This window comes from Burkholderia pyrrocinia (genome assembly GCF_018417535.1).
GTDB lineage: Bacteria > Pseudomonadota > Gammaproteobacteria > Burkholderiales > Burkholderiaceae > Burkholderia > Burkholderia pyrrocinia_E.
On record NZ_CP070978.1, the window covers coordinates 1068425 to 1092410 of the forward strand.

Annotated in this window: 23 protein-coding genes, 1 tRNA gene and 1 pseudogene; 15 read left to right on the plus strand and 10 right to left on the minus strand. The window is 66.8% G+C overall.

All coding sequences use genetic code 11. The annotated features are described in order from the left end of the window. The first annotated feature begins 13 nt into the window (after positions 1–13). The 4 genes from JYG32_RS22905 (at position 14) to JYG32_RS22920 (ending at position 3937) form a co-directional block, all read left to right on the plus strand. Complete coding sequence (locus JYG32_RS22905; RefSeq protein ID WP_213267085.1) at positions 14–844, plus strand: ABC transporter permease; 831 nt, start codon at positions 14–16, stop codon at positions 842–844. A gap of 40 nt (positions 845–884) precedes the next feature. Beyond that, positions 885–1730, plus strand: a complete 846-nt coding sequence (locus JYG32_RS22910; protein ID WP_213267086.1) for an ABC transporter ATP-binding protein — start codon at positions 885–887, stop codon at positions 1728–1730. Positions 1731–1878: 148 nt separating this feature from the next. Further along, positions 1879–2832, plus strand: coding sequence for a TauD/TfdA dioxygenase family protein (locus JYG32_RS22915; protein ID WP_174378728.1), 954 nt, complete (start codon positions 1879–1881; stop codon positions 2830–2832). A 157-nt stretch (positions 2833–2989) separates the two neighbouring features. After that, positions 2990–3937, plus strand: a complete 948-nt coding sequence (locus JYG32_RS22920) for a TauD/TfdA dioxygenase family protein (protein ID WP_174378729.1) — start codon at positions 2990–2992, stop codon at positions 3935–3937. 49 nt (positions 3938–3986) lie between these two features. On the opposite strand, the gene JYG32_RS22925 is transcribed toward JYG32_RS22920, so the two are convergent. Beyond that, a complete protein-coding gene (locus JYG32_RS22925; RefSeq protein WP_213267087.1) occupies positions 3987–5648 on the minus strand; it encodes an ABC transporter substrate-binding protein in 1662 nt (553 codons plus the stop codon). Between the two features lie 298 nt (positions 5649–5946). On the opposite strand from JYG32_RS22925, the gene JYG32_RS22930 reads away from it, so the two are divergent. Then, on the plus strand, positions 5947–6354 hold the full coding sequence (locus JYG32_RS22930; RefSeq protein WP_174378731.1) for a DUF427 domain-containing protein: 408 nt from the start codon (positions 5947–5949) through the stop codon (positions 6352–6354). A gap of 174 nt (positions 6355–6528) precedes the next feature. Further along, positions 6529–7521: a sulfonate ABC transporter substrate-binding protein gene (locus tag JYG32_RS22935; protein WP_213267088.1), complete on the plus strand. Its 993-nt coding sequence runs from the start codon at positions 6529–6531 to the stop codon at positions 7519–7521. A 27-nt stretch (positions 7522–7548) separates the two neighbouring features. On the opposite strand, the gene JYG32_RS22940 is transcribed toward JYG32_RS22935, so the two are convergent. The 3 genes from JYG32_RS22940 to JYG32_RS22950 form a co-directional block, all read right to left on the minus strand. Further along, entirely contained in the window at positions 7549–8133 is a 585-nt protein-coding gene (locus JYG32_RS22940) for a putative glycolipid-binding domain-containing protein (RefSeq protein ID WP_213267089.1), read from the minus strand. Between the two features lie 105 nt (positions 8134–8238). Then, positions 8239–9624 carry a putrescine-ornithine antiporter gene (gene potE / locus JYG32_RS22945; RefSeq protein WP_213267090.1) on the minus strand — a complete coding sequence of 462 codons (1386 nt, stop codon included), beginning with the start codon at positions 9622–9624 and terminating at the stop codon, positions 8239–8241. 62 nt (positions 9625–9686) lie between these two features. After that, positions 9687–11987 (minus strand): Orn/Lys/Arg decarboxylase N-terminal domain-containing protein, encoded by a 2301-nt coding sequence (locus JYG32_RS22950; protein ID WP_213267091.1) that lies wholly within the window; start codon positions 11985–11987, stop codon positions 9687–9689. A gap of 500 nt (positions 11988–12487) precedes the next feature. Between JYG32_RS22950 and JYG32_RS22955 the strand changes: the two genes are divergently transcribed. Together JYG32_RS22955 and JYG32_RS22960 are read left to right on the plus strand one after the other, a co-directional pair. Further along, entirely contained in the window at positions 12488–14668 is a 2181-nt protein-coding gene (locus JYG32_RS22955; protein WP_213267092.1) for an ornithine decarboxylase, read from the plus strand. A gap of 49 nt (positions 14669–14717) precedes the next feature. Beyond that, positions 14718–15245 carry a hypothetical protein gene (locus JYG32_RS22960; RefSeq protein ID WP_213267093.1) on the plus strand — a complete coding sequence of 176 codons (528 nt, stop codon included), beginning with the start codon at positions 14718–14720 and terminating at the stop codon, positions 15243–15245. Positions 15246–15304: 59 nt separating this feature from the next. On the opposite strand, the gene JYG32_RS22965 is transcribed toward JYG32_RS22960, so the two are convergent. Together JYG32_RS22965 and JYG32_RS22970 are read right to left on the minus strand one after the other, a co-directional pair. Then, a complete protein-coding gene (locus tag JYG32_RS22965) occupies positions 15305–16462 on the minus strand; it encodes an iron-containing alcohol dehydrogenase (RefSeq protein WP_213267094.1) in 1158 nt (385 codons plus the stop codon). Next, positions 16459–16794, minus strand: a complete 336-nt coding sequence (locus JYG32_RS22970) for a putative quinol monooxygenase (RefSeq protein WP_213267095.1) — start codon at positions 16792–16794, stop codon at positions 16459–16461. Before JYG32_RS22970 ends, JYG32_RS22965 begins: the two co-directional genes overlap by 4 nt. A gap of 322 nt (positions 16795–17116) precedes the next feature. Here JYG32_RS22970 and JYG32_RS39035 point away from each other — a divergent pair. Next, positions 17117–17353 (plus strand): annotated as a pseudogene (locus JYG32_RS39035) (LysR family transcriptional regulator); the annotation flags it as partial. 43 nt (positions 17354–17396) lie between these two features. Here the strand turns inward: JYG32_RS39035 and JYG32_RS22975 are convergent. Beyond that, complete coding sequence (locus JYG32_RS22975; RefSeq protein ID WP_174378740.1) at positions 17397–18134, minus strand: SDR family oxidoreductase; 738 nt, start codon at positions 18132–18134, stop codon at positions 17397–17399. Positions 18135–18237: 103 nt separating this feature from the next. Between JYG32_RS22975 and JYG32_RS22980 the strand changes: the two genes are divergently transcribed. From JYG32_RS22980 to JYG32_RS22995, 5 genes are all read left to right on the plus strand, one after another. Further along, complete coding sequence (locus JYG32_RS22980) at positions 18238–19185, plus strand: LysR family transcriptional regulator (RefSeq protein WP_174378741.1); 948 nt, start codon at positions 18238–18240, stop codon at positions 19183–19185. 152 nt (positions 19186–19337) lie between these two features. After that, positions 19338–20726, plus strand: coding sequence for a uracil-xanthine permease family protein (locus JYG32_RS22985; protein WP_213267096.1), 1389 nt, complete (start codon positions 19338–19340; stop codon positions 20724–20726). Positions 20727–21064: 338 nt separating this feature from the next. Continuing rightward, the gene (locus tag JYG32_RS39480; RefSeq protein WP_283842741.1) at positions 21065–21196 is read left to right on the plus strand and encodes a hypothetical protein; all 132 of its coding nucleotides are present in this window, start codon (positions 21065–21067) and stop codon (positions 21194–21196) included. Positions 21197–21302: 106 nt separating this feature from the next. Beyond that, positions 21303–21539 (plus strand): hypothetical protein, encoded by a 237-nt coding sequence (locus JYG32_RS22990; RefSeq protein WP_213267451.1) that lies wholly within the window; start codon positions 21303–21305, stop codon positions 21537–21539. Between the two features lie 245 nt (positions 21540–21784). Next, complete coding sequence (locus JYG32_RS22995) at positions 21785–22102, plus strand: hypothetical protein (RefSeq protein ID WP_096474734.1); 318 nt, start codon at positions 21785–21787, stop codon at positions 22100–22102. Between the two features lie 311 nt (positions 22103–22413). Here the strand turns inward: JYG32_RS22995 and JYG32_RS23000 are convergent, their stop codons facing one another. Further along, the gene (locus JYG32_RS23000) at positions 22414–22653 is read right to left on the minus strand and encodes a hypothetical protein (protein ID WP_174378744.1); all 240 of its coding nucleotides are present in this window, start codon (positions 22651–22653) and stop codon (positions 22414–22416) included. 311 nt (positions 22654–22964) lie between these two features. Here JYG32_RS23000 and JYG32_RS23005 point away from each other — a divergent pair, with 311 nt between their 5' ends. Continuing rightward, positions 22965–23369 (plus strand): NUDIX hydrolase, encoded by a 405-nt coding sequence (locus tag JYG32_RS23005; protein WP_174378745.1) that lies wholly within the window; start codon positions 22965–22967, stop codon positions 23367–23369. Between the two features lie 102 nt (positions 23370–23471). Here JYG32_RS23005 and JYG32_RS23010 read toward each other — a convergent pair whose 3' ends face one another. Further along, positions 23472–23684 carry a hypothetical protein gene (locus JYG32_RS23010; RefSeq protein WP_174378746.1) on the minus strand — a complete coding sequence of 71 codons (213 nt, stop codon included), beginning with the start codon at positions 23682–23684 and terminating at the stop codon, positions 23472–23474. Between the two features lie 205 nt (positions 23685–23889). Next, a tRNA-Sec gene (locus JYG32_RS23015) sits at positions 23890–23985 on the minus strand. Position 23986: the final 1 nt, after the last annotated feature.

Here is a 23986-nt window from a genome sequence, read left to right on the forward strand (position 1 = left end):
AGGAGACCATCCCATGCCCCATCCCGCCACGCCGACGCTCGCGCCGGACGCTACGCCGTTGCCCGCCACGGCCGCCCGCCGCCTGCATGCGCCCGACTGGCGCGGCTTCGTGCTGCCGCTCGTCGCGTTCGCGCTCTGGTGGGCGATCGCTTCCGCGCACCTCGTGACCAGCGGGCTGCTCGTCGGCCCGGCCGACGTCCTGCACACCGCGTGGTCGCAGGTCGCGAGCGGCGCGCTCGGCCGCGCACTGTCCGCGTCGCTCGCGCGCGAAGCCTGCGGGTTCGCGATCGGCGCGACGGGCGGGCTGCTGCTCGGCGCGGCGCTCGGGCTGTCGCGCATCGCCGCGCGAATGGTCGGCCCGAGCTTCGACACGTTCAAGCAGATCTCGCTGTTCGCGTGGATTCCGCTGATTTCCGTGTGGTTCGGCCTCGGCGACGTCGCCAAGGTCGTGTTCCTGTCGCTCGCCGCGCTGCTGCCCGTCGCCGCGCATACGTGCGACGGCATTCACGCGGTGCCGCGCGCGTATGTCGACGTCGCCCGCGCGCTGCGTTACTCGCGGCTCCAGCTCGTCCGCCACGTGATCCTGCCGGCCGCGCTGCCGTCGATCTTCACCGGGCTGTATCTCGGCCTGATCTATTCGTGGCTCGCGACGCTCGGCGCCGAATACCTGCTCGTCGCCGGCAGCGGGATCGGCAATACGCTGATCGACGGCAGCGAGCAGTTCCGGATGGATCTCGTGCTGTTCGGGATCATCGTCGTCGGCGTGACCGGCTGGGCACTGAATGCGATCGCGCGTGCGATCGAACGCAAGGTGCTGGCCCGGCGCGGCGACCTGCCGCGATGATCGCCCCCTTCTTCCCTGTCGCATCCTTCCTCGCTCCGCCATGACGACCCTCGCCTCCGATTCGCTCGACATCCTCCATGTCGGCAAGCACTACGCACAACGCGGCGCGTCGCTCGCCGTGCTCGACGACGTGTCGCTGCACGTGCGCGCCGGCGAATTCGTCACGATCGTCGGCGCGAGCGGCTGCGGCAAGTCGACGTTGCTGCGGCTGATCGCGGGGCTCGACACCGACTACACGGGCGAGATCCGCGCCGGCGACGAACGCGTGCGCGACACGTCGCTGCAGCGCGGGATCGTGTTCCAGGATCACCGGCTGTTCCCGTGGCTCACCGTCGAGCAGAACATCGGCGCCGCGCTGCGCAACGCACCGCTCGACGCGGCCGCGAAGCGGCGCGCGGTCGCGGACCACATCGCGCTGGTCGGGCTGAACGGCTTCGAGCACGCGTTTCCGAACCAGTTGTCGGGCGGGATGGCGCAGCGCGTCGCGATCGCGCGCGGCCTCGTAAACCGCCCGCGCGTGCTGCTGCTCGACGAGCCGTTCGGCGCGCTCGATGCGCAGACGCGTGCGCGGATGCAGAACGAACTGCTGCGCATCTGGGAGCAGGAACGCATCACGATGATGCTCGTCACGCACGACGTCGACGAAGCCGTTTATCTCGGCGACCGCGTCGTCACGATGGCGCCGCGCCCGGGCCGTATCGAACGCATCGTCGATGTCGCGCTGCCGCGGCCGCGCCGGCGCGATTCGCCGGGATTCGCGCGGTTGCGCGACACGGTGCTCGCCGATTTCGACGATCGCGAACCGCCGCGCGACGATGGCGCGGGCGGCAAGCGCATCGACACGCCGGGCGCGCACCGGATCGGCGAATGGCGGCTCGCGTGGTAGGGGCGGGTCGCGACCGCATTGCTCAGCATGACGACACATATCGATCATCGCAGCACGCACGCTAAGGTTGTGACGATTCATCGGTTCCGGTTCCGCGCGGTCCCTGCTTGAATGGAGACTCGACCGACCCGACTCCAGGAGACTCCCGATGTCCGAAGTCCAGCACGCCGCTCACCCGTCCTCGCATGCTTCGCACGCCGCGCCGCGCACGGCCGCCGCCCCGCTTCAGCTTCGCCAGGTTGCCGGCCGGATCGGCGCCGAGATCGCCGGCGTCCGGCTGTCGGCCACGCTCGACGACGCGACGTTCGATGCGATCCAGGCCGCGCTGCTGCGTCACAAGGTGCTGTTCTTCCGCGGCCAGCACCATCTCGACGACATCGCGCAGGAAGCGTTCGCACGCCGCTTCGGCGACACGGTCGCGCACCCGACCGTGCCGTCCGTCGACGGCAGCGCGCATCTGCTCGAACTCGATTCCGCGCACGGCGCGCGCGCCAACTCGTGGCACACCGACGTCACGTTCGTCGATGCGTACCCGAAGATCTCGATCCTGCGCGCGGTCGTGATTCCGCCGTTCGGCGGCGATACGGTGTGGGCCAACACGGCCGCCGCGTACGCCCATCTCCCCGACCCGCTGCGCGCGCTCGCCGACACGCTGTGGGCGCTGCACACGAACGCGTACGACTACGCGTCGACGCACGTGCACGCCGACGACACGCAACTGAAGCGCTACCGCGAAGTGTTCACGTCGACCGTCTACGAAACCGAGCACCCGGTCGTGCGCGTGCATCCGGAAACCGGCGAGCGCACGCTCGTGCTCGGGCACTTCGTGCAGCGGCTCAAGGGGCTGTCGGCGCAGGATTCCGCGCACCTGCTGCAGGTATTCCACGAGCACGTGACGCGTCTCGAGAACACCGTGCGCTGGAACTGGCAGGAAGGCGACGTCGCGATCTGGGACAACCGCGCGACGCAGCACTACGCGATCAACGACTACGGCGATGCACGCCGCGTCGTGCGCCGCGCGACCGTTCACGGCGACGTGCCGGTCGGCATCGACGGTCGCCAGAGCGTCGTGCTGAAGGGGCCGGGCGCGACGCTGCAATAACGTCCGCTTACCGCGGCGGCGCAGTTCCGTGCGTCGCCGCGCGTTCCCCGCCATTCGCCACCGGACACACCACGATGAACTTCCCGCCACCGGACCGACGCTTGCACGCGCAACGATGTCGGCCATCCGCCCCGTTCACTTCCGCCAGGAGCGTCGCATGAGCGCCCTACCCGAACCGGCAGCCCAGCCGGTCGACGTGATCCCGCTGTCCGCCCATATCGGCGCGGAAATCCGCGGCGTCGACCTCACGCAACCGTTGACCACGCCGCAGATCGCGGCAATCCGCGCCGCGCTGCTGAAATGGCGCGTCATCTTCTTCCGCGAACAATTCCTCACGCACGACCAGCACGTCGCATTCTCCGCGCAGTTCGGCGAGCCGACGGTCGGCCACCCCGTGTTCGGGCACGTCGATGGCCATCCGGCCGTCTATTCGATCGCGAAGCACCGCAAGGCGACGCGTTTCGAAGGCGAACCGGTGCGCCGGCCGTGGACGGGCTGGCACACCGACGTGACGGCCGCCGTAAACCCGCCGTGGGCGTCGATCCTGCGCGGCGTGACGATCCCGCCGTACGGCGGCGACACGCACTGGACCAACCTCGTGCGTGCGTATGACACGCTGTCCGCACCGCTGCGCGGCTTCGTCGACGGCTTGCGCGGCCTCCACCGCTTCACGCCGCCGGCCGGTGCGCGCGCCACCGGCGCGTTCGACGACGCGGTCGAGCGACGCCCGCTCGTGACCGAGCATCCGCTCGTGCGCGTGCATCCGGAGACCGGCGAACGCGCGTTGTACGCGAGCCCGAGCTTCCTGAAATCGATCGTCGGGCTGACGCCGCGCGAGAGCCAGGCGTTGCTCGAACTGCTGTGGGAACACGTGACGCGGCCGGAATTCACGATCCGCTTCAAGTGGGAACCGCGCAGCATCGCGTTCTGGGACAACCGCGCGACCGCGCATCTCGCGCCCGTCGACATCTTCGATCTCGACTTCGACCGCCAGCTTTACCGTACGACGCTCGCCGGCGACGTGCCGGTCGGCCCCGACGGCCGGCCCTCGGTCGCGCTCGAAGGCTCGCCGGTCGAAGCGGCGGCGGCCGTCGCGCTCAACTAACTGAGCGCAACCGGCACCGGCGCGCGCGAGCGCGCCGGCCCTTCCTCCGTCAATCCAGCCACGCGCCATCGAACCGGTGCCCGCCGAGCGGCGAGAACGTCAGCCCGTGTACACGTTTGGACACCGGCAGCGACACGATCGACGTCGCGATCGGCGTGAACGGCACCTGGTCCTTGAACACGACCTGCGCCTGTTCGTACAGCGCCGTACGCTTCGCGACGTCCGCATTCGAGCGCGCCGCGCTCACCAGCTTTTCGAAATCCTGGTTGCACCACTTCGCGAGGTTGCTGCCGTGCACCGCGTCGCAGCCGAGCAGCGTGCCGAGCCAGTTGTCGGGGTCGCCGTTGTCGCCCGACCAGCCGTACAGGATCGCGTCGTGCTGCCCGTCGTGCTTCGCACGGCGGTTGTATTCGCCCCATTCGTAGCTGACGATCTTCGCGCGCACGCCGATCTTCGCCCAGTCCTGCTGGATCAGTTGCGCCATCAGTTGCGCATTCGGGTTGTACGGGCGCTGCACCGGCATCGCCCACAGCGTCAGGTCGAAACCGTTCGGGAACCCGGCCTGCGCGAGCAGCGCCTTCGCGGCTGCCGGATCGCGCGGCGCATCCTTCAGGCGCGGGTTGTACGACCATTGCGACGGCGGCATCGGGTTCGTCGCGATCTTCGCGTCGCCGTTGAAGACGGTCTTCACGATCGCCGTCTTGTCGATCGCGATGTCGAGCGCGCGCCGCACGTCGACGCGATCGAGCGGCGCATGCTGCGTGTTGTACGCGACGAAGCCGACGTTGAAACCCATCCCCGAGAACAGCGTCAGCTTCGGGTCGCGCCGCACCGTATCGAGATCGGCCGGGCGCGGAAACACCGACACCTGGCACTCGCCGGCCACCAGCTTCTGCAGGCGCGCGGCCGGATCGGGCGTAATCGCGAACACGAGGCGCGCGAGCTTCACGTCGTCCGGCTTCCAGTAGTCGGGGTTCGCGTCGTAGCGGATCAGCGCATCCTTCTGGTACGTGCGCAGCAGGAACGGCCCGGTACCGACCGGAAACTGGTTGATGTCGGCCTCGCGATGGCGCGCCGCGAGCTGCGACGCATATTCGGCCGACAGGATCGACGCGAACGCCATCGCGAGGTTGCGCACGAACACGACGTCGGGCGACTTCAGCACGAAGCGCACCGTGTAGTCGTCGATCTTCTCGATGCGCTCGACGTTGCGGTCGAAACCGAGATCGCTGAAGTACGGGAAGCTGGCCGGGTAGGCCTTGCGGAACGGATCGTCCGGATCGAGCATGCGGCGGAACGTGAACACGACGTCGTCGGCCTGAAACGGCCGCGTCGGCTTGAACCACGCGGTCGTCTGGAATTTCACGCCACGCCGCAAGTGGAACGTGATCGTGCGCTGGTCGGGCGACACGTCCCAGCTCGTCGCGAGCGACGGTTGGAGATCGAGCGTGCCGCGCTTGAACTGCACGAGCCCGTTGTAGATCGTGTACGTGCTCGCGTCGAAATCGGTGCTCGTCGTGTGCTGGCCCGGATCGAATCCGGCCGGGCTGCCTTCGGTGCAGTACACGAGCGTCTTGCCGGCCGGCGCGGCGAGCGCCTGGGTGGCCACGCCGGCGAGCAGCAGCGACGCAGCCACGCAACGCAGTGCGACAGCGGCATGCGGTGCGCGACGCGCACGACGCGCGGCTGACGAAACGAAAGGATTCTTCATGGTGGCGGAGAGGAGGAATGGGTCATGCGAATGACGACGGCCGATCTTCGCGCGCCGCCCGCCGATCGCTTACCAATTAATTCGGCGTTGCTTATCGCCACTGATGCATCCCGCTGCCCGTGCATGAAAATGTCCAAGCGAGCGCCGGGGCATCGCCCGGCAACCTTGCCGCGCCACCGCCTTCCGGCCCCCTGCAGAGTCTGCGGAATTGGCGCATCGTATCGGCTGGCAAACGCCGGCACGGGCGCGCCGGGATCCGTCCGGCGCCGCCGTGCCACCGATTCCTGGAGGACCCACGATGTCGATCAGCTCCGATACGCCCTCTCGCCCCGTGAAGTCGCCGGGCCCCGATCATCCGATCACGGTCGAGCCCCATCCGTGGCGCGTGGTGGTCACGGTGGCCGGCAAGGTCGTCGCCGATACGCGCCGCGCGCTGGCGCTGCGCGAGGCCAGCTATCCGGCCGTGCTCTACATCCCGCGCGAAGACGCCGACATGTCGCTGCTGCGACGCACCGACCATGCGACGTATTGCCCGTACAAGGGCGACTGCGCGTACTACTCGATCCCGGCCGGCGGCGAACGCGCGACCAACGCGGTGTGGACCTACGAGCATCCGTATCCGGCCGTCGAAGCGATTCGCGGGCACCTCGCGTTCTATCCGGACCGCGTCGACTCGATCGAGGAAAACGCCGCCGACGCAGCCTGAGCGCCACTGATTTGCATATGCGCATTCATTGGTTGGCCGCCGGCCCGCGCGGCCGTATCGTCCTGAATCCGGCGCGGGCCGGCCCGTTGCGTGCGTCGCCCGCATCCGGCCCCATCCTGCGCCGGCCGCGCCGCCTTGGCGCGCGGCCCGTGAACCCGCACGCAGGACACTCCGATGAACGACACACCGCACGCAGACGTTGAAACGACTCCCGCGAACCCGCGCCGCCGCCAATGGCTGCACGGCGCGGCCGCCGGGCTTGCCGGGCTCGCGCTCGGGCCGCTCGCGACCCTGCCCGCGCAGGCCCAGGGCAACGGCACGCGGCTGCGCATCGGCTTCCAGAAATACGGCAACTTCGTCGTGCTGAAGGCACGCGGCACGCTCGAGAAGCGTCTGGCGAGCCAGGGCGTCGCGGTGCAATGGCTCGAATTCCCGGCCGGCCCGCAACTGCTCGAAGGGTTGAATGCCGGCGCGATCGATGTCGGCACGGTCGGCGAAACGCCGCCGATCTTCGCGCAGGCGGCCGGCGTCGATTTCGTCTATATCGGCAACGAGCCGCCCGCGCCGCAAGGCGAAGCGATCGTCGTGCTGCCCGATTCGCCGATCCGCAGCGTCGCGCAGTTGCGCGGCAAGAAGGTCGCGTTCAACAAGGGCTCGAACGTCCACTACCTGCTGGTGAAGGCGCTCGAACACGCGGGCCTCGCGTATGCGGACATCCAGCCGATCTACCTGACGCCCGCCGACGCGCGCGCCGCGTTCGTGCAGCGCAGCGTCGATGCGTGGGTGATCTGGGATCCGTATCTGGCGGCCGCCGAGCGGCAGCTCGGCGCGCGCGTGATCGCGAACGGCGAAGGGCTCGTGCGCAACACGCAGTACTACCTTGCGGCGCGCAAGTATGCGGCCGCTCAGCCACAGGTGCTGCGCGCGCTGCTCGACGAAGTCGACGCGGTCGATCGCTGGGCGCGCGACCACACGCCCGACGTCGCCGCGCAACTGTCGCCGCTCGTCGGCCTCGACGCGCCGACGCTCGAAGTCGCGCTCAAGCGCGCCGGCTACGGCGTGCAGCCCGTCACCGACGCGACGGTCGCCTATCAGCAGAACATCGCCGACACGTTCAGCACGCTGAAGCTGATTCCCGGCAAGCTGACAGTCGCCAGCGCGCGCTGAGGCGCCGCCGAGGCGCGATGCGACGCGTTACGGCGCGGGCGCCGTGCCGATGCGCCGCCATTCGTCGTAGTCGATCACGAGGCCCGCTTCGTCGATCGCGATATCGGCCGCATACGTGCCGCTCTCGTAGCGATACACATGTGGCGCCGTACGCGTATAGCGCTGCTCGCCGCGCACGATGGCGAAATCCGGAAAGCGCAGCCATGCGGTATGGATCGTCGCCGAATCGCCCACGGCCAGCGCCAGCCGCCGGATCGGCAGTGTATTGGTCGACGGACTGAAGCCGAGGTCGATGTCGGTCGCGCCCGCGAGCGCGGGCGCATCGACACCGTCGATCGTCCAGCGCCCTCCGTCGCATGCGATGTCCAGTTGCCGCGGCGGTGCCATGCCGACCCATCGTGTCACGCGCGTCGAGCGCGTGAGCCAGTCGGCACCGCATGCGATCGCATAGTCGATGCAAAACGGCATGCCGTCGATCGCGCCCGATACCGAACCCGACAGATCGCTTCCCGTGCGCGTCTCCACGAGCCGGCACCATTCGGCCGCCTGCCACGTCTGCACGATCTGCCATGCGACGCATCGCGTGCGCACCGCTTCATCCTGTTGCGTCATGTCGCCGTCTCCCGTCGGTCGCGCGAAAGCCGATTGTCGCTCATCGCGTCGATGAACACACGCGGCTTCGGCGACCGACCTCCGGCGATACGGATTGCGCCGCCATCACGCCTGCAGCGACTTCCCCGGCTCCTTCACGTGCGCGTCGACTTCCATCTGGTAGAAGCGCGCGCTGACGAAGCCGAACAGCGTCCAGCCGAGGAACACGCACAGGCCGCCGAGCATCAGCGCCTGCTCGCCCGAGCTGAACAGCGCATAGAAGCTGTACGCGGTGGCGACCATCGCGATCGCGTTCGTCACCAGTGCCTTGGCCGGCGGCACCTTCGCGACCTTCTGGATCGTGATCAGCGCGGCCATCGACATCACGTACGGCACGAGGTTCGTGACGACCGCGAGATCGACGATCTTCTGGAACTGGCTGCTCAGTTCCGGGCTGATCGTCATCAGCGCCAGCGCGACCTGTGCGACGAGCAGGATCACCATGCCGACGATCGGCGTGCCCGTGCGCGTCGCACGCCCGAACACCGGCAGGAAGTAGCCGACGTCCGCCGAGCTCTTGAACACCTGCGCGACCGTGAACTGCCAGCCGAGCAGCGAGCCGATGCACGCGATCACCATCAGCGCGGTGACGATCGTGCCGACGGTCGGCGTGAACATCGTCGCGAACGCGATGCCGAACGGCGCGTTCGACGCCGCGAGGATCGCGTTGGGTACGATCCCCGCGATCACGTTGGTCGACACGATGTAGAAGATCGCCGACGCGATCGTGCCGCCGAGCACGGCGATCGGCACGTTGCGTTCCGGGTTCTCCACCGCATCCGAGTTCGCGCACGCCGATTCGAGCCCGAGGAACGCCCACAGCGTCACTGCGATCGAACCGCCGACAGCCGGCCCGAACGCCATGTTGTGCGGATTCCACGCAGCGCCCCAGGTTGCGCCGCTGAACCAGAACCAGCCGATCAGCGACACGATGACGACCGGAATGATCACGCCCCACACGGTCACCGCACCGATCCGGCCGGTGATGCGCGAGCCGCCGAAGTTCGCGACCGTCGTGAGCACGAGCAGGAAGATCGTCCACAGGCCCGTCTGCAGCGGCGACAGCGTCGCGTCGAACAGCACGGTGCCGTAGCCGACCGCCGTGACGCCGATCGCGACGTTGGCGATCACGAGCGACAGCCCGTACGTGTAGTTCGCCATGTAGTTGCCGGCCTTGCCGAACGCGTATTCCGCGTAGCCGCCCATCCCGCCCGGCTTGCGGCTCAACATCCCGCAGCGCGCGAACGCATAGGCCAGCGCGAGCGAGCCGCCGGCCGTGACGATCCACGACACCAGCGAGATCGTGCCGACCTGCGCGAGCTTCGCCGGCAGCAGGATGATGCCGGAGCCCATCATGTTGACTGCCGTGAGGATGGTGAGCTGCCAGACATTCATCCGGTTCTTCGGCGCGGCCGCCGGGGCCGCGTCAGACATGCGCGCTGCGTTTTCCATGATGTCGATCCTTCGATGTGAGGCCGCCGCGCGGCCATTCGCCCGTTCGTCCGGCCGCGCGCTCAGGCCGTCAGGCAGTACACGCGGTACGTGCCGTCCTCGACTTCCACGCCGTGCGTGTCGTGCGCGAAGCCCGGAAAGCGCCGGTCGTACGCTTCGAGCGCCAACAGGTAGCCGAGCACCGGGCCGCCTGCCGGCCCCGCGTTCTCGCCCGGCATCAGCAGCGGAATACCCGGCGGATACGGCACGACGCCCGTGGCGACCGTGCGCCCGGCCAGCTCGTCGAGCGTCACCTGCTCGACGCGGCCCTGCACGAGATGCTCGTATGCGCGCACCGGGCTCATCTCCGGCTTCGGCAGGATCGAGAACGCCTCCGACATCAGCCGCGTCGTGCCGAGCTGCTCCATCGCCGCGAACATCGTGTCGGCCAGGTCCTTCAGCCCCATGCCCGCATAGCGCGCGCCATGTTCCTTCGCGAGCGACGGAATCGCCATGTCGAGCGGCAGGTTCGCGTCGTAGTCGCGCTTGAAGTCGCACAGCGCGCTGACGAGCGAGCCCCACTTGCCCTTCGTGATGCCGATCGAGAACAGGAACAGGATCGTGAAGTCGGTCGTCTTTTCGACGACGATCCCGCGCGCATCGAGATAGGCCGTGACGACGCTCGCCGGAATGCCGACCGGCATCAGGCCGCCGGCCGGCGCGACGCCCGGCGTGACGATCGACACCTTGATCGGATCGAGCATGCAGTAGCCGTCCTCGATATTGCCGAAGCCGTGCCATTGCGCGCCGGGGCGCAGCACCCAGCACGACGGGTCGCTCGCGAGCAGCTCGGGCGGCGCATCGTGGAACGGCAGCGTGCGGCCCGTGCGCGCCTCGAGCACGGTGTCGGGCTGCCAGCATTCGAAGAACCAGTCGCCCTTCGCGCCGAACTCGTTGTTCATCCGCGCGATCATCTGCCGGAACGCGACGGCCTCCTCGATCGACTCGTGCGTCAGCGTCGCGCCGCCGGGGCCGTCCATCATCGCGGCCGCGACATCGTTCGACGCGATGATCGCGTAGTTCGGCGACGTCGACGCGTGCATCATGAACGTCTCGTTGAACTGACCATGCGGAATCGGGCTGCGGCCGTCGCGCACGTGGATGTACGACGCCTGCGACAGCGCGGTCAGCAGCTTGTGCGTCGACTGCGTCGCGAACACCGTGGGCCGGTCCGCATGATGGTCGCGCGGGTCGCCGTGCATCGCATGACGGTCGCGGTAGATCGGGTTGAAGCGCGCATAGCCGTACCACGCTTCGTCGAAGTGCAGGCGGTCGACGCTCGCGCCGAGCAGTTCTTCGACGCGCGTGACGTTGTAGCAGAGGCCGTCGTAAGTCGAGTTCGTGACGATGGCGTGCTTCGGCTGGCGATCGGCAAGCTCCGCCGCGAGCGGGTTCGATGCGATCGCCTCGCGGATCGCCGCCTGCGTGAGGCGCTCGGACGCGATCGGCCCGATGATCCCGTAGCGGTTACGCGTCGGCACGAGGTAGGTCGGGATCGCGCCCGACATCGTCATCGCATGCTCGGCCGACTTGTGGCAGTTGCGGTCGCACAGCGCGATCTGGTCGCGGCTCACGCTCGCCATCAGGATGATGCGGTTCGACGTCGACGAGCCGTTCGTCACGTGATACGTGCGATGCGCGCCGAACACGCGCGCCGCGTAACGCTCGCTTTCGCCGATCGGGCCCGAGTGGTCGAGCAGCGAGCCGAGTTCGCCGACCGAGATCGACAGGTCGGAGCGAAACAGCGATTCGCCGAAGTATTCGAAGAACGCGCGGCCGACCGGCGACTTCAGGAAGCCCGTGCCACCCGTATGGCCGGGCGTATGCCACGAGTATTCGTAAACACGCGAGAACTTCGCGAGCGCGCCGAACATCGGCGGCAGCACGGTCGAGCGATAGCGTTCGATCGCCGCGTGGATGCGCCCGCCGATGAAGTCGGCCGTATCCTCGAGCAGCCACACGAAATCGTCGACCTGGCCCATGACCGCGGACGGCACCGACGACGCGACGCTGCGGTCGGCCAGCAGGAAGATCGGCACGTTGGCATTGCGATGCCGGATCGCTTCGACCACCGTCTCGGACGGCCCGTGGCCGTCCACGCCGAGATCCCAGTCGAGCAGCACGCACTGGATCGACGGATCGGAACGGATCAGCATGATCGCATCGTCGGCGGACGTCGCGGTGAGCACGTCGATGTCGCGTTGCGCGAGCTCCGCGCTCAGCGTGCGGACCGCACGCCCGGTCGCCGTTTCCTGCGTGATCTCGTCGTCGACCAGCAGCGCACGCATGCCGAGACGACGAATGCCACCGACGGACGTATTCATGATGTTGCCCTCGCTGTTCCGTTGCTTCGTTGGTGTTGTTACGTCTCACGAGCACGCGGACAGCAGGCCACGGGCAGCGACATGAGACGCTCGCAATTCCGGTTTGATTCGCCATCCAATTCGGAGCCGACTATGCCATAGACGGCTTTTGATGAAAAGCCGACGATTCGGCAAAACCGTCGACCTATTTCAAATCGGATTTCATAATTGGATCATTTTTATGTGCATCGCAGCACGCCAATTCCCGTTTATTTGATCATTCTCATTCCACAATGAAACTGTTGTATCCGGCCGATTGAATTCGCTGGATTTTGTTGCTACGATCGGCTGCGCCGCGCACTGACCGGCGGCGGCTGTGCCTTGCCGCGCAAGCCTGCTTCGTGCGGCGCGCACTCGGCATTCAGCATTCGCGGGAGCGTTTCAATCGGCTGCATCGCGTATCGGATTACGCGCCGGCGCGAATGCGACTCCCGTTTCCGCACATTTACCGGAGAGTTCGCGTGAGTCTGTTGAAAATCGCAGTCGAGCCGGCACTGATTGGCGCCTTCCTCACCACGCACGAACAGGTCGACGTATTTCAGACCGATTTCACGAATATCGCGGCAATCGTCGTCGGAATCGATTCGGCACAAAAGGTTCTGAAAGCCGTCGAAAGAACCGGCTTCGCGATTCCGTTCTTCGTCGCGGTCGAGCCCGACCAGGAAGTGCCGCCGTCGGTCCTGCCGAGCGCGAGCGGCGTGATCCAGCTCGGGCACGGCGGCCGCCACTACTACGGCCGGCAGCTTTCAGCCGCCGCCGATATCTACAGCGAAAACCTGCTGCCGCCGTTCTTCAAGGTCATGCGCGAGTACGTGCAGCGCGGCTACGTCGAGTTCGACTGCCCCGGCCACCAGGGCGGCCAGTTCTTCTCGAGTCATCCGCTCGGCCGGATGTTCTTCGACTTCTTCGGCGAAACGCTCTTTCGCTCCGACCTCTGCAACGCGGACGTCCGGCTCGGCGACCTGCTGATCCACGAAGGCCCCGCGCTGGAAGCGCAGCGCAACGCCGCGCGGATCTACAACGCGGACAAGACCTGGTTCGTGCTGAACGGCACGTCGACGTCGAACAAGGTCGTCACGAGCGCGCTGCTCGCGCCCGACGATCTCGTGCTGTTCGACCGCAACAACCATAAATCGGTGCACCTCGGCGCGCTCGTGCTGTCCGGCGCGCGGCCGGTCTACCTCGAGACCGCGCGCAACGCGTGGGGCCTCATCGGCGGCGTCGACAGCGCGGCGCTCGACGAAGCGCGCATTCGCGACGCGATCCGCGACGTCGCACCCGAGCGCGCCGATCAGCCGCGTCCGTTCCGGCTCGCGGTGATCCAGCTCGGCACCTACGACGGCACGATCTACAACGCGCGCGAGATCGTCGACCGGATCGGGCATCTGTGCGACTACATCCTGTTCGATTCGGCATGGGTCGGTTACGAGCAGTTCATCCCGATGATGCAGGACTGCTCGCCGCTGATGCTGACGCTCGGCCCCGACGATCCCGGCATCCTCGTCACGCAGTCGGTACACAAGCAGCAGGCCGGCTTCTCGCAGACGTCGCAGATCCACAAGAAGGACAGCCACATCGAAGGCCAGAAGCGCTTCTGCGATCACCGGCGCTTCAACAACGCGTACATGATCCATGCGTCGACCAGCCCGTTCTACCCGATGTTCGCGGCGCTCGACGTCAACGCGCAGATGCATGCCGGGCCGGCCGGCAAACGCCTGTGGCGCGACTGCGTCGCGCACGGCGTCGAAGCGCGCAAGCTGCTGCTGAAGACTTGCCGCCAGATTCGCCCGTTCGTCCCGCAGCATGTCGACGGCCGCCCGTGGGCCGACTACCCGACCGAGCAGATCGTCGACGACCTGCGCTTCTTCCGCTTCCATCCGGCCGATACGTGGCACGGTTTCGAAGGCTATGCGGACGACCAGTACTTCGTCGATCCGTGCAAGCTGCTGCTGACGACGCCCGGCATCGATCGCGACACGCACGAGTACGCGCCGTTCGGCGCGCCGGCGCCGATCCTCGCGCGCTACCTGCGCGAGCACGGCGTCGTGCCCGAGAAGGCCGACCTGTACACGATCCTGTTCCTGCTCACGCCGTCGGAAAGCTTCGGCAAGCTGCAGCATCTGGTCGCGCACCTCGCGCAGTTCGAACGCCATCTCGACCAGGACACGCCGCTGCGCGAAGCGATCCCGTCGCTGTGCGAAGCGTATCCGGAGCTGTACGACAACATGCGCCTGCGGCAGTTGTGCCAGCGCATGCACGACTTCTACCGCAGCCACGACATGAAGCATCTGCAGAAGCAGATGTTCCGCCGCGCGCAGTTCCCGAAGCAGGCGATGCTGCCGCAGGCCGCGAATGCCGAGCTGATCCGCAACAACGTCGAGCTCGTCACGCTCGATCGCATCGAAGGCCGGATCGCGACCGAAGGCGCGCTGCCCTATCCGCCCGGCATCTTCTGCGTGGTGCCCGGCGAAGCCTGGGGCGGCCCGGCGCTCGACTACTTCCGCGCGCTCGAAGCCGGGATCAACGCACTGCCGGGCTTCGAACCGGAAATCCAGGGCGTCTACCTGCAGACGAAGCCGGACGGCACGAAGCAGGCATCGGCATACGTGGTGGCGACCGGCGCCGACGCGTCGCTGGCCTGATCGCGTCGGTGCACGGCGCTTGCGCTCGACGTGTATCATCGCCGCCATCATGCCCATCCGACCGCTTCGTCCGCTCCTGATCGCCCCGGCACTCGCCGTCTCCGTCTCCCTCGCCGCGCACGCGCAGCAGGTCGGCGTGGTCGCCGACGGCGTCTACTACACGCCGAATACGCATCTCGCGGCAGGCACGTCGCTGCAGGTGCTGCCCGACGACGACAAGGGCGTCGCGCGCTGCTGCGCGACAGTCACCGGCCCGGCCGGCAAGCCCGCCAACCAGATTCTCGACAGCCTGCACGACGACCGCACGATCGCCGCGTATGCGCTGTCGCTGCCGAAGTCGGTGCCGGCGGACACGCGCGGCTTCGGCGTCGTCGGCACGGCGCGCTTCGTGCGCCAGGGCGCACACCCGGAAGCCGTGCTCGACGGCGGCTTGCAACTCGCGTTCTCGACCTGCACGTCGGTGGAAGGCACGCATTACCTCGGGCGCAAGGTCGGCGCCAACAAGTTGCTCGTGCACCTGTACCAGTACTTCGACGGCGAACTCGAGCCGACCTGCAAGGATCGCGACCTGAAATAACGGCGCCCGGCCGGCCGCGGCATCACGCCCTGGTCGGCCGACCGTTCACACCCGTCGCGTCACCACGCCTGCCGATAGATCGCCAGCGCGTCGGCCTCGGTCACCTCGCGCGGATTGTTCACGAGCAGGCGCGTCTGCAGCATCGCGTCCGACGCCATCCTCGGCAGGTCGCCCTCGCCGATGCCGACTTCACGCAGCGTGCGCGGGATACCCGTCGCGACGATCAGTCGGTCGATCTCCACGATCAGCGCCTGCGTCCTCGCTTCGTCGCTGCCCGTTGCCGACGGCGCGACGATCGCCGCGAGTTCCGCATACAGCGGCGCGGCAGCCGGCGCGTTGAAGCGCAGCACGTGCGGCAGCACGAGCGCATTCGACAATCCGTGCGGCACGTGGAAGATCCCGCCGACCGGATAGGCCAGCGCATGCACGGCCGCGACCGGCGCGTTCGCGAACGCCTGCCCCGCGAACATCGCGCCGACCAGCATCGCCTCGCGCGCGTGGCGGTTCCGACCGTCGTCGCACGCCGCGAGCAGGTTGCGCGACAGCAGCGTCAGCGCGTGCACGGCCAGCATGTCGGACACCGGATTCTTCAGCCGCGCGGACGTATAGGCTTCGATCGCATGCACCATCGCGTCGATGCCCGTCGCGGCCGTCGCCGCGCGCGGCAGGCCGAGCGTCAACTCGGCGTCGAGGATCGCGACATCGGCGAACAGGTGCGGCGACACGACGCCCATCTTGCGCGCCTCGCCGACCGTGACGATCGACACGGCCGTCACCTCGGAGCCCGTGCCGGCCGTCGTCGGCATCTGCACGAGCGGCAACCGCGCGCTCGCGACCTTGTCGATGCCGTACATGTCGGCCAGCGCCTGCTGCCCCGGCGCGAGCACCGCGATCAGCTTCGCGACGTCCATCGACGAACCGCCGCCCAGGCCGAGCACGATCTCGGCATCGGCCGCGACGGCCCGCTCGGTCGCTTCGAGCACCACGTGCTCGGGCGGATCGGCGATCACGTCGTCGATCACGGTCACCTGCCAGCCGTGCGCGGCCAGGCTCTCCAGCGCGGGCGCGAGTACGCCGCTGCGATGCAGGAACGCGTCGGTGACGACGCACAGCCGCACGAGCGCCGGAAAGCGTTCGCGCAACAATGCGCCGAGCCGGCGCGCGGCGCCGAACTCGACGATCTGCGTCGGAACGGTACGGAATTGAAACGGGTTCATCGGGTGCCTCCCGGTGGCGTCGCCGTGCCGGTGTCCGGCTGCACCATGTAGCGCGACACGTCGCGGCGATCGAGCAACGGAATGATCGCCCCGACACCGATCCGCTGGAAATGCGGCGTTTCCCGATGCGCGTCGAGGCCGTCCGCGTCGCGGTAACGCTCGAGGATCACGATGTGGTCGGGGTCCGCCGGCGACCGGAAATACGCGTAGTCGAGATTCTTCGGCTCGGCGCGCGTCGCGGGCGCGAGTTCCGCGAGCAATTCGATCACGCGGTCGCCGTTGCCCGGCTTCGCGAAGTAATGCGCGATGACCTGCAGGTAAGGTTCGTTCATGCGGTGCTCCGTGTTCGACAAGTGCCCGTCACGACGGGGACGCGCGCAATGCGCTGCGACCCGGATGGATTCAAGAACGCGACGGCGCGCCACCGTGTCACCGACTCGTCGTCGCATTGTATTGAATCGGCGATGCCTTCGCAGTGCCGCGACCGAACGGCGAGAACATATCGAATCTCGCAACACTTTCACGGCGAGTCGGTTCATAACCGGCCGCCCCCTCCGCCCGCCGATACGCCGGCGACTACCACGGCACCGTCCGCCCCGGATAGTCGAGGTATTCCAGCCCGGGCTCACCCGTTTCGCGATCGGCACGTCGACGAGGCTCGGTAACGCATTCTCGCCGGGGCTCGCGGAGGCCCTCGGGCTGCGCGGCTTCGAGATTCCGGTCCGCCTGCCCGCGATCCTCGTCTCTGCGCTGCGGCACCCGCGAATGCACGGCGCCCCCGTTCATCGCCGCCTGCGCGACTCGGTCATTGGCGTCTGCCAACGCACGTATCCGGATTCCCCCGCGCCACGCGCACCGGCGCGCAGCACGAAAACACGCACGGCCGGCTGACGTCGCGCGAGTACCCGAAGCCGGCCCGCACAACGCGCGCGGCTCAGACCAGCCGGCCGCCGCCGTCGATGTGCAGGATTTCGGCATTCATGAAGCCGTTGCCCAGCAGGAACGCGATCGCCTCCCCGACTTCGTCGGCACGACCGACGCGACCGCCCGGCAGCGCCGATGCGGCTCCCGCGAGGATCGCATCGCGCGTTTCCGGGCCGAACGCGTCGTACAGCGGCGTCTCGACGAAGCCGGGCGCGACGACGTTGACGCGAATCGGCTTCAGCTCAAGCGCGAGCGACTGCGCCAGCGCTTCGACGCCACGCACGGCGGCGGCAATCACGGACGTACCTTGCGCGGACGGACGATCCGACAACTGCCCGCCGGTCAGCACGATCGAGCCGGTCGCGGGCATCAGCGGCAATGCGGCCCGGATCGCGTAGACGGGCCCGGCGATACGCTCCTGTATCGCGGCGAGCAGGTGATCGGGATCGGTCTCGCCCAGCTTGCCGGCGATGAACCGGCCGGCCGTGACGACGAGATGATCGACGCGCGTCATCGTGTCGAATACGGCCTGCACCGCGTGCCGGTCCGCGATATCGCCCACCGCGATGCGCGCGCCGCCGATCGCTTGCGCGGCGGCCTCGAGCTTCGCGCGGGTCCGGCCGACCAGCGTGACAGTGGCGCCCCTCGCCTTCGCGGCCGCCGCGGCCGCGAGGCCGATTCCGGAACTCGCGCCGAATATCACGACGTGCGCGCCGTCCAGTGTCGAAGATTGCGTTGCCTCGTTCATGTCGACTCCTCATCAGGGATTGAAGGTTCGCGAACGTTAGGTCATTCTCTGTTGCGCCGGAACGTGGGAGACTTGAATAAGGTTCATTCCATAAAGGAATAAGATGGATTCGCTGCGATCCATGCGCGTGTTTGTCCGCGCCATCGAGCTGGGCAATTTTTCGGCGGTCGCTCGCGAGGAAGGCACCGGCCAGCCGACGATCAGCAAGATCGTCGCCGCGTTCGAACAGGAACTGGGCGTGCGCCTGCTCGAACGCTCGACGACGAGCCTCGCGCCGACCGACGAAGGCCGGCGGTTCTACGACCGCTGCAAGCGCGTGCTCGACGAGTACGAAAGCGCGGTGGCCGAAGTGCGCGGGCAAACGCTGCGGCCGGTCGGCAAGCTGGTCGTCAACGCGCCGCTGGGGCTGGGCGAGCTGAGGCTGAACGCGCTCGTGCTCGAATTCCTCGCCGCGTGGCCGGAAATCGACGTCGAGCTTCATTTGACCGATCGCGTGATCGATCTGGTCGAGGAAGGTGTCGATGTCGCCATTCGCCTCGGCCACGCGCTGCCGCCGGATGTCGTCGCGCGAAACATCGCGTCGTCGCCGCGCCTGCTGGTGGCCGCGCCACGGTATGTGTCGCAGGCGCCCAGGATCCGCCGGCCGGAAGACCTGGCGAAGCACGAGTACGTCGGATACGCGCGCACCGACATCATCGGCAGCGAACTGGAATTTGCGCGGGGCGACGAGAAGATCGCCGTTCCGGTGCGCGGCCGGTATCGCGTGAACAGCTCGATCGCGCTGCGGGAATGCTTCCTGGCCGGAGACGCGGTGGGCAGCGCGCCGGCATGGCTCGTCCAGGACCTGATCGACACCGGGCAGCTCGTCCGGTTGCTGCCGAAGTGGGACATGGTTCCGCCGCATGCGCTGCACCTCGTGTATGCGTCACGCCGGTATCTGCCGCTCAGGACCCGCACGTTCCTGCAGTTCATGGAGCAGCGGATTCCCGAATTGCCCGGGTTCAGCGCGGCCGCAACGACAACCTCGGTCGCGTCGCGGCAAACCCGCTGACCGACGGCCGCCGCGATCACGGCGGTGCCGGGGGCCGATCCGCCACCGTTTCCACGATCCGTCGAATCCCCGCTATTGCAGCGCGCCGCGGCGGCGCCGGCGGGCCCTTCGGCTAAAATGCCGCACTTTCCACCTTGTCCGGCCCGCTCGCCATGCAACCCGCCTCCTCCGCCCAACCCGCCTCCCGCGGCGCCGACGCCGCAGAATCGGCCCGCGACCTCGTCTACGGCCCGAACGACCGGCCGGCGCCGATGGTCGCTTTCGTCGCCGCGCTGCAGCACCTGCTGGCGATCATCGTGCCGATCGTCACGCCCGGCCTGCTGATCTGCCAGGCGCTCGGCGTGTCCAGCCGCGATACGACCCTGATCGTGTCGATGTCGCTGGTGATATCCGGCATCGCCACCTTCGTCCAGTGCAAGCGCTTCGGCCCGCTGGGCGCCGGCCTGCTGATCGTCCAGGGCACCAGCTTCAACTTCGTCGGCCCGCTGATCGCCGGCGGCAGCCTGATGGTCAAGCAGGGCACGCCGGTCGAGACCGTGATGGCCGCGATCTTCGGCGTCGTGATGGCCGGGTCGTTCGTCGAGATGGGCGTGTCGCGCATCCTGCCGTTCGTGAAGCGCCTGATCACGCCGCTCGTCACCGGCATCGTGGTGCTGCTGATCGGCCTCACGCTGATCAAGGTCGGCCTCATCAGCATGGGCGGCGGTTATGGCGCGATGGCCAAGGGCACGTTCGCGAGCGCGGAGAACCTGACGCTGTCGGGCCTCGTGCTCGGCACGATCGTCCTGCTCAATCGCGTGCCGGTCGTCTGGGTGCGCAGCACCGCGCTCGTCATCGCGCTCGTGATCGGCTACCTCGCGGCCGCGTTCCTCGGCCGCCTCGACTTCACCGGCATGCACCAGGCCGCGCTTTTCCAGGTTCCGACGCCGCTGCACTTCGGCATCGGCTTCTCGTGGTCGCTGTTCGTGCCGATGCTCATCATCTACCTCGTCACGTCGCTCGAAGCGATCGGCGACGTCACCGCCACCAGCAAGATCTCGAACGAACCGGTCGAAGGGCCGGTGTGGATGCAACGAATCAAGGGCGGCGTGCTCGTCAACGGCGCGAATTCGCTGCTGGCCGGCGTGTTCAATACGTTCCCGAGCTCCGTGTTCGCGCAGAACAACGGCGTGATCCAGATCACCGGCGTCGCGAGCCGCCATGTCGGCATCTGGATCGCGGGGATGCTCGTGGTGCTCGGCCTGTTCCCGGTCGTCGCCGGCGTGCTGCAGGCCGTGCCGGAGCCGGTGCTCGGCGGTGCGGCGATGGTGATGTTCGGCGCGGTGGCCGCATCGGGCATCAACATTCTCGCGGGCGTCCAGCTCGACCGCCGCGCGCTGCTGATCATCGCGGTATCGCTGGCGCTCGGCCTCGGCGTGTCGCAGGTGCCGGACATTCTGAACAGCCTGCCGCACGCGCTGAAGAACGTGCTGGAATCGGGCGTTGCAACGGGCGGCATCTGCGCGCTCGTGATGAACTGGTTCCTGCCGGAAAAGAAGTAAGGGAGGGATACGTGGCAACCGCGCGGTGTGTCAGGCACCGCGCCGGTCGGCCCGAACGCCGGTTCAACCCGACCGCGCCGGACAGCCTCGCACCAGCGGCAATCCGCATCGCCCGAAATAACATGCGCGCCCGCAGGACGACGCGCGTATGATGAACTCATCCGGGCATTCGCGACCCGTTCGACTGCTCGCCCTCCATCTCGCCTCCTGCTGCATCGCGCTCACTTTCGCGCGCAGCAATACGCCTTTCGCCCCACCCCGTCGCGCCACACGCTGGCGATACTGGCCGGACGCGTTCGTCCTGCGATTCGTCGCAACCGAACGTTCAGAAGCTCGTCATGAGCGTGCATCTCTATCGTGGCTTCGAATGTTGCCCGCTGATTTGCCCCCATGTGCCGGCGCAGAACGACCGCCCGCATGACGACGCCGGCTTCGACTCCGTGGTCGAGATTTTGCCTGCGGGGCACTGACGACAACATCGCTCGAAATTGGCCCGCGCGGCGGCTTTCGAGTGAAACCAAACGTTCTCGCCGCGCAGCAAGCCAAGAATTGAACCATAACCGGGAGTCAATAAAAATGAGCTGGTACTGCGATGTGGAGCGCGAACTGGCTCACATTAGGGGAGCGATCGGACTGCTCGAGCAGACGCACGACGCCTTCACCAACCGATCGCCGGTGAGCGATCCGGCGTATTGGCGAGTCAAGCTCGACACACTCCGGACACGATTTGAGCGCAATAAGGTACTCGAATACCAAATCAATGAACTTTTCGCTCGCCTCGATCGAATCCGGGATCCGAACTTCCGCGGATAAGAACCTGCCACGCGCGGCCGAGAATTCGATTGCGCATCAATTCGGGACCCAACACATCTTGAATGCCGAATTGAAGGCTGCAGCATCGGCTCGGCGAACGCAGTACCGGCGGCGCCGGCCGTCGCGTGAGTCGCTTCAACCTGGCCTCACTCGCGAGTCGGTCCGTCATCCTTAACGTTTTTCTGGCATGTACGCATTCCGGGAAGCAGCCAACCCGGGACCATGCCGGACTTCGGAGCAACATCATGACTGATGCCAACCCAAACAGCACCTTTCGGCACCTTCCACTGACACCCGAACAGGATGCGGAAATCCGCCACTACATTAAGAAGAAAGAACAACGGGGCGAACCATGGGACACCCCGGAGCTGGCGACGATGCTCAAAGACATGCTCGATCCTCCTCTCAACGACGATGAGGAGCCTGATGCTGACATTGAGGAAACGAAGCTGGCCTGCGAGTATGCATTGGCCTCGATCGACGAGGCCATGGAACCTGTTTCCGCGAGTGAGGAACGCAACGCGGCAATGGAAGCCGAGGAGATGAAACACCCCAGGGGGTAGGACGCTTTCAGGCCCGAAACTCGAGCCTGCGAATTTCGTGGAAGTCCGGTCGTGCGTTCAAATGCGTAACGGCGGCAATGGCCGCGATCGCGCCGGCGTTCGATCGCAAATATCCACGGCACAATCGTCCGCAACGCATCGCCACATCGCGACTCACACCTCGTTCGACAGGCGGATGCGATCGCTGATTGCTTCCGATCCGATCGCAGGCATGACACCTGCGTCGAATGCGTCTCGCCATCCTCGCCGAATCCCCTTTCGAGCAAACCGCGGCAGCGCAGGACCTGTGCAGACGACCGCTCGGAAGAAGTTCAGTGCGCCCATCGCTGGCCACGCCGCTCGATCGAGGCCACAACGATATTCAGCACATGGCGGACGACGTCCTCATCCGTCATACCCGCATCGAGGTACTGGCGGACCTTCATGATCCGCGGCTGATGGGAGCCGTCGTCATTGTTCATCACGAAAATACTTGCCGTTCCGGTATCGGTCATCAGAGCTACCTGAATGGTCTTGCCGCAAACGATCGATTGCATGCTCAAGGTAGTCATCGCCGCGTCCGGTCTGGTCATTGGGGCCTCAAGTATGCGCCCCTATAGCCGGGCGAATCCGCTTGTAATCGCTCCATTTCCAGCCGATTCGCGGGTAATTCGCACGCTGCGAGCAGCTTTGCCTTATCGGCGCAATTGCAGTGCCGATCGCTCGAGTTTGTTTTGCATCGATTCCCGACGGTTCCTGGCGCTCGCATACGTCACCCTGGACATAACCCGTTTCCGCATGATCGAGCGGTTCCGGCCGGTGCCGCCTTGGCACGGTGATTAGTACTGGCTAGAATCTCGCCAGTGTCCATGCCCCTGAGCCCATGAGTTCCCCACAATCGACTGAAGTACCCATTAAAGAACGGGCGACGATCGTCTGCCACCGCGATGGCCGGGTGTTGCTCGTCGCACGCGCGTCGTCGCGCTGGGCCCTTCCGGGCGGCACGATCAAGCGCGGGGAAACGCCGCTCGAAGCCGCGCATCGCGAGTTGAGCGAAGAAACCGGCCTGACCGGCCAGAATCTCGCGTACTCGATGCAATTCACCGGGCTCGCGAAGGCACATCACGTGTTCTTCGCGGAAGTCGGCCCGGACCAGACGCCGCAAGCGAACAACGAGATCGAGCAATGCCGGTGGTTTCCCATCGACGGCGTCGACGAATTGCGCGCGAGCATCCCGACGAAGCGAATCGTCGAACTCGTCCATAACCACGAAATCCGCAAGTTGTAGCCCACACGAAATCCCGTGCGGCTCGTGCACATCGGGGACGAGCGCACACCCGAGCCGTCGCCGGCTCGAGTCGCCTTGCATGGGTCAGCGCCGCGCGAACGCTCAGTGCGCGCGCTTTCTTCGCAACTCGTGCATGGAATAGACGACAAGGAAGATGCCCAGCATCGCCGCGCCGGACGCCATGAAGTCGTTTGCGATTCCCGAGCTGTGCAAGGACGTCGGGAAGATGCCGAGACTCAGTCCTGCGACAGCAAGAAGCAACCCTGCAACGACACCCCAGATCGGTCCGGCGGACTTTTCGATTTTATTTTTCATGCAGCACCCGTCTACAGTCATTACCTGGTCGGCATCGGCAAAAGGCGCCGCGTCCACCGCCAGTGTTCCACTATAGCCGGGAAATAATTCGCAAACTTTCAGTGCTTTTCCCGATCAAGTTTGCTCGGTCACGGCCGCTGTGCAGCGTCGGCCCACGACGCCAGTGCGCGCTATCCGAAGCACGCCGGTTCGCAAGAACACGGGATGGCGGAAGGCAGCCGGAGTCGAACCGACCCGGGAGTGTCTGACACCCCCAACCAGGTTTGAAGCCTGGCCGTACCACCGGATACGAATGCCTTCCT